The 11,882-nt window shown below is 51.2% G+C and carries 8 protein-coding genes; all 8 read left to right on the top strand.

Annotation, left to right across the window (positions count from 1 at the left end; translation table 11 throughout):
* Positions 1–156 precede the first annotated feature (156 nt).
* On the top strand, positions 157–1,365 hold the full coding sequence (locus KKF06_01890; GenBank protein MBU1616518.1) for an ammonium transporter: 1,209 nt from the start codon (positions 157–159) through the stop codon (positions 1,363–1,365).
* A 12-nt stretch (positions 1,366–1,377) separates the two neighbouring features.
* Positions 1,378–1,716, top strand: a complete 339-nt coding sequence (locus KKF06_01885; protein ID MBU1616517.1) for a P-II family nitrogen regulator — start codon at positions 1,378–1,380, stop codon at positions 1,714–1,716.
* A gap of 76 nt (positions 1,717–1,792) precedes the next feature.
* Positions 1,793–3,010, top strand: coding sequence for an ammonium transporter (locus KKF06_01880; protein ID MBU1616516.1), 1,218 nt, complete (start codon positions 1,793–1,795; stop codon positions 3,008–3,010).
* The gene (locus KKF06_01875; protein ID MBU1616515.1) at positions 3,010–3,348 is read left to right on the top strand and encodes a P-II family nitrogen regulator; all 339 of its coding nucleotides are present in this window, start codon (positions 3,010–3,012) and stop codon (positions 3,346–3,348) included. Before KKF06_01880 ends, KKF06_01875 begins: the two co-directional genes overlap by 1 nt.
* A gap of 177 nt (positions 3,349–3,525) precedes the next feature.
* Positions 3,526–5,622 (top strand): glutamine synthetase III, encoded by a 2,097-nt coding sequence (locus KKF06_01870; protein MBU1616514.1) that lies wholly within the window; start codon positions 3,526–3,528, stop codon positions 5,620–5,622.
* A 74-nt stretch (positions 5,623–5,696) separates the two neighbouring features.
* A complete protein-coding gene (locus KKF06_01865; protein ID MBU1616513.1) occupies positions 5,697–5,909 on the top strand; it encodes a protein ninH in 213 nt (70 codons plus the stop codon).
* A complete protein-coding gene (gene gltB, locus KKF06_01860) occupies positions 5,906–10,429 on the top strand; it encodes a glutamate synthase large subunit (GenBank protein MBU1616512.1) in 4,524 nt (1,507 codons plus the stop codon). The genes KKF06_01865 and gltB overlap by 4 nt, the downstream gene beginning before the upstream one ends.
* Positions 10,422–11,870, top strand: coding sequence for a glutamate synthase subunit beta (locus KKF06_01855; protein ID MBU1616511.1), 1,449 nt, complete (start codon positions 10,422–10,424; stop codon positions 11,868–11,870). The genes gltB and KKF06_01855 overlap by 8 nt, the downstream gene beginning before the upstream one ends.
* Positions 11,871–11,882 lie beyond the last annotated feature (12 nt).

Raw genomic sequence — 11,882 nt, 5'->3', positions numbered from 1 at the left:
TACGGCACTTATAACAATAATGCCAAGCCGACGATCACTACCCAACTCGATATAAATTTGTGATAATTGCGGGAAACGCTCCGGCCGCCGCCCATACCAAGAAATGGGCCAGGCCGGGATCCCCGCTTTAAATAATAAAAGGAGGAGAAGAAAATGATCAATGCGGGAGATACAGCTTGGGTCCTGATGTCGGCGGCGCTGGTAATTCTGATGACGCCGGCGGTCGGTTTTTTCTACGGCGGGATGGTCCGTAAAAAGAACATACTTTCAACCATCATGATGTGTTTTGCTGTTTTGATGGTGATCAGCCTCCAGTGGGTCCTTTTTGGCTACACTCTGGCTTTTGGGCCGACCCAGGGGGGAATAATTGGTGGCCTTGACTGGCTGGGACTGATTGGGGTCGGGCAGGCCCCTAATGCCGATTACGCGGCGACGATCCCGGCGCTGGCTTTTATGATCTTCCAGGCGGCCTTTGCCATTGTGACCCCTTCGCTTATTGTTGGTGCTTTTGTTGAAAGGATCAAATTCTCCTCGTTTTTGTTCTTTTCGGTTATTTGGGCGACGATCGTTTACGATCCGGTCGCTCATTGGGTCTGGGGAGTTGGGGGTTGGCTCCGGAACCTGGGGGCGCTTGATTTTGCCGGAGGGACGGTGGTTCATGTGACTGCAGGTTTTTCCGCGCTGGCCATTGCCCTGGTTATTGGCAAACGGCTTGGTTATGGCAAGGATAATATGGAGCCAAGCAATATCCCGATCGTGGTTTTGGGGGCGGTTCTCCTCTGGTTCGGTTGGTTTGGTTTCAACGGCGGGTCCGCGCTAGCGGCTAACGGATTAGCGGTCTCTGCTTTTGTGGTTACCAATACAGCGGCAGCGGCAGCAGCGGTGGTCTGGATGTTCTTAAGCTGGCTGCACCGTCGGCCAAGTGTTCTGGGGGTGGCGACCGGTGCGGTTGTTGGTTTGGTCGCGATCACCCCGGCTTCAGGGTTTGTCGACCCACTTTCAGCGATCGCGATCGGTGGGAGCGCGGCTGTTATTTCTTATTATATGATCATTCTCCGGATGAAATGGCGGATAGACGAGTCGCTGGATGCCTTTGCCTGTCATGGGATGGGAGGAGCCTGGGGAGCGATCGCGACCGGGATCTTTGCCAGTAAAGCGGTCAATCCGGCCGGGGCGGATGGCCTGCTCTTTGGCAATCCCGGCCTGGTCTGGACCCAGTTTATCGCGGTAGCGGTTACCGGGCTTTTTGCTTTTATCGTAACGATCATTATCGCGAAACTGATCGATCTGTTTATGGGGTTAAGGGTTGCCGAGAACGAAGAGCTGGTTGGGCTTGATATTTCGCAACACGCGGAGAGCGTGTAAAAGGAGGAGGCCATGAAAAAGATTGAAGCGATCATTAAACCGGAGAAGCTTGAAGAACTGCGGGAGGCTTTGGACGCCAAAGGATTTTCCGGTATGACCATTACCGAAGTCAAAGGGCGGGGGATCCAGCGGGGGATAACCCTGGAATGGCGGGTTGGCGAGTACAGGGTGGAATTTCTCCCCAAGATCAAAGTTGAACTAGTGGTTGAAGAAAAAAAAGCGACCGAGGTCATTGATATTATTGTCAGGACTTGCAAGACCGGGAGTATTGGGGATGGGAAGATCTTTGTTTCCCCGGTTGAAGAAGTGATCAGGATCAGGACCGGTGATCGCGGGTCCGGAGTCCTTTGAAGCTACAAAAATGTAGATAAGTAAGGGCTATGACTTAAGTTCGCTTAGTGGCAATAACATTGCTTTTTATTGAAGCATGAATATAAACAGCGGAGATACTGCCTGGGTTTTGATCTCAACGGCTTTGGTTATCCTAATGACTCCGGCGCTTGGCTTTTTTTATGGAGGGATGGTCCGTAAAAAGAACCTGCTCTCCACTATTATGTTATCGGTGGTTATCTTAGCCTTAATTACGGTGCAATGGATGCTTTTTGGCTATACTTTAGCTTTTGGTCCGGATCATGGGGGAATAATCGGGGGGTTGGATTGGCTTGGGTTAATGAAGGTTGGGGGGGCTCCGCATGCCGGCTACGCTCCTGGGGTCCCACACCTTGCCTTTATGGCTTTTCAGCTTGCTTTTGCGGTCATTACCCCGGCGTTGATCACCGGAGCCTTTGTTGAAAGGATAAATTTTTCCGGGTTCCTGGTTTTTACCCTGCTTTGGTCGACCTTTATATACGCTCCTGTCGCTCACTGGATCTGGGGGATCGGCGGTTGGCTCCGGGTTCTTGGCGCGCTTGATTTTGCCGGAGGGGCGGTTGTCCATATCACTGCCGGTGTCTCGGCCCTGGCGGTGGCGATGGTCATTGGCAAGCGGAAGGGTTATGGAAAAGATAATATGGAGCCGTCAAATATTCCTTTGACGGTCCTGGGTGCGTTTTTGCTCTGGTTTGGTTGGTTTGGTTTTAATGGCGGTTCAGCCCTCTCGGCCGGTGCGGTCGCGGCTCAGGCTCTGGTCGCGACCAATGCTTCGGGCGCGGCGGCCGCCCTGACCTGGATGATCATTAATTGGACCCATAAACGGCCAAGTGTCCTTGGATTTTCGACCGGGGCGATCGCCGGTTTGGCGGCGGTTACTCCCGCTTCCGGATTCATCACGCCTCTTTCTGCCTTGCTGATCGGGGTTATCGCGGCCGCCCTTTCTTATTATATGATAATTTTTAGGATGAAGATCGGTTTTGACGAGTCGCTTGATGTGTTCGCCTGTCATGGTATTGGGGGGATCTGGGGGATGCTGGCGGTTGGGATATTTGCCCAAAAAGCGGTAAATCCTGCCGGGGCTAACGGCTTGTTGTTAGGCGGATATAACTTCTTTTTTGTCCAGGTATTGACGATCGCGGTGGTAGCTGGTTTTTCTTTTATTGTTTCATATCTGATAGCCAAGGTTGTTGATACGATGTTTTCGCTGAGAGCGAAAGATAACGAAGAGAACGTCGGTTTGGATATTGCCCAACATGGGGAGTCGGTATATTAATGAAAAAGATTGAAGCGATCATAAAACCGGAAAAACTGGAAGAACTAAGGGAGGCCCTAGATTCCAAGGGGTTTTCCGGAATGACCATTACGGAAGTAAAGGGACGCGGGGTCCAGCGGGGGATAACCCTGGAATGGCGGGTTGGCGAATACCGGGTTGAATTTTTGCCCAAAGTTAAAGTTGAATTGGTGGTTAACGCTAAAGATGTCGATAAAGTTATAGAAGTGATCTTGGCGAGCTGCTCAACCAGCAGTGTTGGGGATGGCAAAATCTTTGTTTTACCGGTTGAAGAAGTGGTCAGGATCAGAACCCGGGAGCGTGGAGGTTCGGTTATCTAATACAAAAAAGTAGAAAACAGGCTTTTATTCTACAAATATGTTGGAAACAATTGACCGCTAAAAATAAAAATGCCTGATTTATAGGCAAATATTGTTTTGGCAAATAAGTTGCTATGTAATTATTGTAATATACAACGTTTGGACTACCGAGTTTTAATTATGAAGGAGTAGATTATAATGGTAAAAGCAGCAAGTCAGATCTTCGGCGAGTTAACTTTTGATAAAAAAGCGATGAAAGACAGGCTAAGTAAGGAGATTTTTGCCAAATTACTAGCTACGGTTGAAAGAGAGGAACCCCTGGACGAGGCGATTGCCAGCGATGTCGCTCACGCGATGAAGGAGTGGGCGATGGAAAATGGGGCGACCCACTTTACCCATTGGTTCCAGCCGCAGCGCGGCGGCACCGCTGAAAAGCACGATGCTTTCCTCAGCTACGGCAGCGAGGGGGAAATGGTCGAACGCTTTAGCGCCAAGCAGTTGATCCAGTCCGAACCGGATGCTTCAAGCTTTCCTTCTGGTGGCATTCGTTCGACATTTGAGGCGCGCGGTTATACCGCCTGGGACCCGACCAGCCCTGCCTTCCTGCTCGAAGCCGGCGATACCAAGACTTTGGTCATCCCGACCGTGTATCTCTCCTGGACCGGTGAAGTTCTTGACCTGAAGACCCCGTTGCTCCGCTCCATGAAAGCGCTCAACGACTCAGCAATCAAACTGCAAAAGTTGTTGGGCAACAACAGTGTCAAGAAAATGAAGGTGTATGGAGGTCCGGAACAGGAATATTTCCTGGTCTCTAAGGAACTCTACGATACTCGTCCCGATCTGTGCGTTGCCGGGCGGACCTTGTTTGGCGCCCCTCCAGCCAAGGGGCAGCAGCTGGAAGACCATTATTTCGGCGCGATCAAAGACAAGGTCATGATGTTCATGGAGGACTTTGACACCGAACTTTACCGTCGCGGCATTCCGTCGAAGACCAGGCATAACGAGGTTTCCCCGAATCAGTTCGAAGTCGCCCCGCTGTACGAAGAAGTGAATATGGCGGTCGACCACAACCTGCAGTTGATGGAGATCATCCGCAAAGTAGCTGAGAAGCACGGCCTGGTCGCGCTGTTGCACGAAAAACCGTTTGCCGGTGTCAACGGGTCCGGTAAACACTTTAACTGGTCACTGGGCGACGACAGCGGAGCTAACTACCTGGAACCTTCTGATTCGCCGATCAAAAATATCAATTTTTTGCTGACGCTGGGGGCGATCCTGCTTGGGGTAAATAAATTCGGCGGCTTACTGCGGGCGGCCGTGGCGGATGCCGGCAATGACCACCGTTTAGGGGCGAACGAAGCCCCGCCGGCGATCATGTCCGTTTATCTTGGCGAATATCTGAATGGTATTATGGACGAAATAGAGGGGATTGGGACCAGCGTTAACGAAAAGAGCCTGGCAAACATTAACCTTGGCGTGAAAAATCTTCCTAAAGTCGCCAAGGATACCTCGGATCGGAACCGGACCTCGCCGGTTGCCTTTACCGGGAACAAGTTTGAATTTCGTGCGGTAGGTTCTTCTCAGAACTGTTCCGAAGCCGGGACCACGCTAAATTTGCTTGTTGCTTATGGCTACAACGAGATCGTCCGTCGGCTTTCAGCCAAGAAGGGCGGCAATGTAAAGGAAAATGCGATCCTGGTAATGAAGGATGTATTGAAGGAGACTAAGCGGGTTCGCTTTGAAGGGAACAACTATGCGGAAGCCTGGCATAAGGAAGCGGCCAAGCGCGGGTTGCCAGACGCTAAAAATACGCCGGAAGCCCTGGGCTTGATGCTGGATAAAGAGAGCGTTGAGCTATTCGAAAAATACGGCGTTTTGTCGAAGCGGGAATTGCACTCGAAGGTGGAGATTAAACTTGATGCCTACATTAAGATCAAAGATGTTGAGCTTAAAGCGGCACTGAATATTGCCCGGACGCTGGTCCTGCCGGCAGTCCTGGAACAGATCAAATCACTGGGTGAAGCGGTCAAAGTGACTTCCAAATCCAGCGCGATAGCAGCTGACCTGAAGGTTGTTTCCGGCCTGTATGGCGATATCAAAGCGGCAATTGCCGGACTTGAAAAAGCGATCACGCTATGTGAAAAGGAAGAAAATCTGGAAAAGAAAGCCAGGCTCTACGCTAAGAACGGGGCTGATTCCTTGGCCGCGTTACGCGCCAGTGTCGATGAAGCGGAAACGCTGGTGGCTGACGCTTTCTGGCCGATGGCTAAATATCAGGAACTGCTCACGATTTTATAAAAGATATTTTTGGGCGGGACAAAGTGGTCCCGCCCATTTTTTCCCATTAAATGCACAAAATATAGGCATTAAATATGTTTGAAAAAGAAATTGATGAAATAAACGAGCTTTATATAAATGAAAATACCGGCAAAATATACCGGGTTTTATTAGAGGCGCTTGAGAAACCATTAATTTCTAAGTTATTACTGTATACTAGAGGGAATCAGTTGCAAACCGCTAAAATATTGGGTATAAATAGAAACACTTTACGAGGGAAATTAAAGAAGTTAGGGATAGGGAGATAGTTGTGCGTAAACCAGAAACAATAGTTGGGTTATATGACCCTGCTTATGAGCATGATAGCTGCGGAGTGGGGTTTATCTGCGATATTAAGGGAAAAAAAACCAATAAAATAGTCTTGCAGGGACTTGAGGTTCTGCGAAGGCTTGCCCATCGCGGAGCGACCGGTTCTGACCCAAAAACCGGGGACGGGGCCGGGTTATTGATCCAAATCCCCCATACGTATTTGTCTGCTATATCATCAGAAATTAGAATAGAGTTGCCAGATGCTGGCGCTTACGGAACAGGTTTAGTGTTTTTGCCAACCAATAGCAAGGAACGGCTTGATTGCAAAAAAATAATTGAGACTGTTATAAAAAGCGAAGGACAAATCCTTCTTGGCTGGCGAAAGGTTCCGGTCAATAATGGGGAGATTGGGGAATCAGCCAAAGAGACTGAGCCGGAGATCGAACAGGTTTTTATCGGAAAAGGAACTTCCATAGACCCACTCGCGTTTGAAAGAAAACTATTTGTTATAAGAAAAATAGCTGAAAATAAGATCAGAGCCTCAAAATTTAAACAGAGATCATTTTTTTACATTCCAAGCCTTTCATCCCGGACCTTTGTTTATAAGGGATTGTTAATGCCCGAACAAGTCGGGTCTTTCTTTCTGGACTTGCGGGACCCACGGATCGAGAGCGCTATCGCCCTGGTCCATTCCCGCTATAGCACCAATACTTTTCCGACCTGGGACCTGGCCCAGCCGTTCCGGTTCCTGGCTCATAATGGGGAGATCAACACACTGCGCGGCAATATCAACTGGATGGCGGCCAAAGAAAGCTTGCTGGCCAACCCGCTTTTTGGCGATGACCTGGCCAAGATCCTGCCGGTTATTGTACAGGGAGGAAGCGATTCGGCGATCTTTGACAATGTCTTTGAGCTCCTCCTTCTTTCCGGCCGCTCGCTCCCTCACGTGATGATGATGATGATCCCCGGTGCCTGGGAACAGCACAATAAAATGTCGTCTGAACTAAAAGAGTTTTATAGGTATCATGCTTGTTTAATGGAGCCGTGGGATGGTCCGGCGGCGATGGCGGTGACCGATGGGACCAGCATCGCCGCCGTCCTTGACCGGAACGGCCTGCGTCCGGCCCGCTATATCCTGACCAAAGATGGAATGCTTGCTATGGCCTCTGAAGTTGGGGTCCTTGATATCCCGGCGGAAACGATCGCTATTTCCGGTCGTCTGGAGCCGGGTAAGATCCTGTATATTGACACTGAAAGCGGCAAGCTTTTCAATGACGAAGAGGTTAAACGGGCCGTTTCGACACAACAACCTTACGGCAAGTGGGTTGCCGATAATTTGGTCGACCTAAGAGATCTCCCAGCCGGACAGAGGGAGAAGAATAGCGGTGAAACCATGATCGCTCTTAAAGCCTTTGGTTATTCACGCGAAGATCTAAAGGTTATTGTCAAGCCAATGGCTGAATCGGGGAAGGAACCGATCGGTTCAATGGGGAACGATACCCCGCACGCGGTCCTTTCCAACAACCCGCAACCGCTTTATTCATATTTCAAGCAGCTTTTCGCGCAAGTGACCAACCCGGCGGTCGATTTTATCCGCGAAGAGCTGGTCATGAGCCTCGATAGTTTTATTGGTCCGCAAAAAAATCTGCTGGACGAAACACCGGAGCACGCGCATCGACTTTACGTCAAGGAACCGATCCTGACCAATGAAGAGTTAGGGAGGATCAAAGGGATCAAGGAAAAGGGATTCAAATCAAAAACGATATCGATACTATTTAAAGCTGATGATGCTAAGGATTTCTCGGCCAGGCTTGGCGCGATCTGCTCGGAGGCAGAGAATTCGATAAACGAAGGATATTCATTCATTATATTAAGCGACCGCGGGGTTACCGAGGATCTGGCTCCCCTCCCGGCTCTGCTGGCGACCGGCGCGGTTCACCACCATTTGGTCCGCAAGACCCTACGTTCAAGGATCGGGATCATTGTTGAGAGCGCGGAGCCGCGCGAAGTCCATCACTTTGCTTTGTTATTCGGTTACGGGGCCGACTGTGTCAACCCGTATCTTGCTTATGAAGCGGTTGAATTGTTGATCGCCGAAAAGGAATTGACGATCGACCCGGGGACCGCGCAAAAAAATTATCGACATGCTGTTGACCAGGGGATCTTAAAGGTTTTATCGAAAATGGGGATCTCTACGCTGCAAAGTTACCGCGGCGCGCAGATCTTTGAAGCGCTTGGGGTAGGAGCCGAAGTGATCGATAAATGTTTTGCCGGGACCCCCTCGCGGATCGGCGGAGTCGGGTTTGAAGAGATCGCCAAAGAGACCGGCCTGCGGCACCGCCAGGCCTTTCCAAAAAGCGGGATGCTTTTACCATATCTGATTTCCGGCGGCCTCTACCAGTGGAAAAAAGACGGTGAATTCCACCTCTGGAACCCCGAAAGCATTGCCGCCCTCCAGGATTCGGTCAGAAATGACGATTATGACCGCTTCCGGGAGTTTGCCGGCATGATCAACGACCAGTCAAAACAACCGGCGACCCTGCGCGGACTGCTGAAATTAAAAAAGAGCGAATCGATCCCGATCGACCAGGTTGAGCCGATGGAAAAAATCTTCAGGCGGCTGGCGACCGGAGCGATGAGTTTTGGTTCGATCAGCCGGGGCGCTCACGAGTCGCTGGCGATCGCCATGAACCGGATCGGCGGGCGTTCCAATACTGGCGAAGGCGGGGAAGACCCGGCCCGCTTTGCTTCTCTACCTAACGGCGACTCCAAACGGAGCTCGATCAAACAAATCGCGTCTGGCCGTTTTGGGGTAACAACCAATTATTTGGTCAATGCCGACGAGATCCAGATCAAGATCGCTCAAGGAGCAAAACCTGGAGAGGGTGGCCAACTTCCAGGACACAAGGTTAGCGCCATTATTGCCAGGACCCGCTACACCACGCCTGGGGTAACGTTGATCTCACCCCCACCTCACCATGATATTTATTCGATCGAAGACCTGGCCCAATTGATCTTTGATTTAAAGAACACCAACCCGACAGCTCGCATCAGCGTGAAACTGGTTTCAGAGATCGGTGTGGGGACGGTAGCGGCCGGGGTTGCCAAAGGGCATGCCGACATGATCCTGATCTCCGGCGGGGACGGCGGGACCGGCGCTTCGCCGATCAGTTCAATCAAGCATGCCGGGCTCCCCTGGGAGCTTGGGCTTTCTGAAACTCACCAGACGCTGGTCCTAAACGACCTGAGAAGCAGGGTTAGGCTCCAGACCGATGGTCAGATGCGGACCGGCAGGGATGTGGCGATCGCCGCTCTGCTGGGAGCGGAAGAATACGGTTTTTGCACCGCCGCGCTGATCGTCATGGGGTGCGTGATGCTTCGGCACTGTCACTTGAACAACTGTTCTCTGGGTGTTGCCACCCAGGACGAACTTCTGGAAAAACGTTTTCAGGGGAAGCCGGAACACGTCGTGACCTATTTTAGTTTTATCGCCAGGGAGCTGCGCGAAATTATGGCCCAGCTTGGAATAAGAACGATCGATGAAATGATCGGCCGGACCGATCTGCTGGAGCTGAACCAGGCGATCGTCCCGTGGAAGGCGCAAAAGATCGACTATACCAAGATCCTCCACCAGCCAAAAGTGCCAAAGAGCGTTAAAACCCGCTGTGTCATTTCCCAGGACCATGGGGTAGGTAAAGTTTTGGACCGCAAGCTTATTGACCTGGCCAAGCCGGCCTTGGAAAAGGGGGAGCCGGTCTCTCTGGACATGGAGATCAGGAACGTCAATCGGACGACCGGCGCGATGCTGAGCGGCGAGATCTGCAAACGTTATGGCGAAACCGGTTTGAACGAAGAGACGATAAAAGTTAAATTTACCGGTGTTGCCGGGCAGAGCTTTGGCGCCTGGCTGGCTAAAGGGGTTGCTTTTGAGCTCGAAGGCTTGGCCAACGATTACGTCGGCAAGGGGATCTCCGGCGGCAGGATCGTTATTTATCCTGACAAAAAAACAACTTATCAGGCTGACGAAAATATCCTGATCGGCAATACGACTTTTTACGGGGCAATCTCCGGCGAAGCTTATATTAGCGGAGTAGCGGGAGAGCGCTTCTGCATCCGCAATTCCGGGCTTTATGGAGTAGTTGAAGGGGTTGGGGACCACGGGTGCGAATACATGACCGGCGGCCGGGTCGTCATTTTAGGGAAAACCGGGCGCAACTTTGCCGCCGGAATGTCGGGCGGGATCGCCTATGTCTTTGATGAGGCGGGTGATTTTAAGGACAAATGCAATTTTGAAATGGTTGAACTGCAAAAGCTGGACCAGGCTGACCTGGAAACTGTCCAAAGTTTGCTCCACAACCATGTTAGGTTGACCAAAAGCGCCAAAGGGGATAAAGTCCTGGCCAATTTTAAAGAAGAGAGCCAAAAATTTGTGAAAGTTATGCCTTTGGAGTATAAGCGGATTCTTGAAGAACAGAAAGTAGTTAAAAAGCTTGGTTTGACGGAGGAGTCTGATGGCTAAAGATCCAAAAGGTTTCCTGAAAGTTAAACGAGATAAAACCTTTTACCGGCCGGTCTGCGAGCGGGTCAAAGACTATGAACTGGTGTTCGAGCCGCGCAGCGACGAAAAGACCGAGGAACAGGCGGTCCGTTGCATGGATTGCGGCACCCCGTTCTGCCACTGGGGGTGTCCGGTCGGCAACCTGATCCCCGAATGGAACGAACTTGTCGCCCGCGGCCATTGGGAGAAAGCGTTTACCATGCTTAACGCGACCAATAACCTGCCGGAAATTACCGGCCGGGTTTGTCCCGCACTTTGTGAATACGCTTGTGTCCTGGGGATCAATGATGATCCGGTCACGGTCAGAGAAAATGAGCTTGGCGTTATCGAGCACGCGTTCAGGGAGGGGTTGGTTAAAGCCGATCCCCCTTGCGATCGGACCGGCAAAAAAGTTGCGGTTGTTGGTTCAGGTCCGGCAGGGCTTTCCTGCGCCGCCCAGCTCAATCAAGCCGGTCACACGGTTACTGTTTTTGAGCGTGACGAGAAAGTTGGCGGGATCATGCGCTTTGGCATTCCAGACTTTAAACTGGAAAAAAAGATCCTGGACAGAAGGGTCTCTATCTGGGAACAGGAAGGGATCATTTTCAAGACCGGGGTAGACGTTGGGGTAGACCTTCCGGTTGAAAAGCTTAAAAAGGAATTTGACGCGGTCATTCTTTGCGGCGGGTCGCGCCAGCCGCGCGACCTGAAGGTTGAAGGGCGGCAGCTTAAGGGGATCCATTTTGCCATGGAATATTTGACCCAATCCAACCGGAGAGTCGCCGGAGCTAAAATCAGCGATAACGAATTGATAGACGCTAAAGGGAAGAAGGTCGTGGTTATTGGCGGTGGAGACACCGGCTCTGATTGCGTCGGCACAGCCAACCGCCAGGGAGCGGCCTGCGTGGTACAGATCGAACTGATGCCTAAACAGCCTGATTGCCGCCCGGAGGGCCAGCCCTGGCCAAAATATCCCATGCTTCTTAAAACAACTTCCAGCCACGAAGAAGGAGCGGAACGGCAATGGCAGGTTACGACCAAGAAGTTTATCGGCGAGAATGGAGCGGTGGGGAAAATTATTTGCGCCCAGGTAGATTTTTCGAAACGGGATGAAAAGGGTTGTGTTATAATGCGGGAAGTTCCTGGATCAGAATTTGAGGTTGAAGCTGATCTGGTTTTTTTAGCGCTTGGTTTTGTCCATCCGGAAAAATCAGGCTTATTGGAGTCGTTAAAAGTCGCTTTTGACCAGCGTGGGAACATTAAGACCGACGATAAATACCAAACTTCCGTCAAAGGAGTTTTTTCGGCCGGGGATATGAGGCGGGGACAGTCGTTGATCGTTTGGGCAATCTCCGAAGGGCGCAGGGCCGCTCGAGCGGTAGACGGGTATTTATCAGGTTTTTCTTCTCTCCCCACAATGTAACCAAAGCTGCTA

Source organism: Candidatus Margulisiibacteriota bacterium (assembly GCA_018822365.1).
Taxonomy (GTDB): Bacteria; Margulisbacteria; WOR-1; order O2-12-FULL-45-9; family XYB2-FULL-48-7; genus XYB2-FULL-45-9.
The sequence above is the reverse complement of the archived record's forward strand: the minus strand, read 5'-3'. Positions and strand labels throughout refer to the sequence as shown.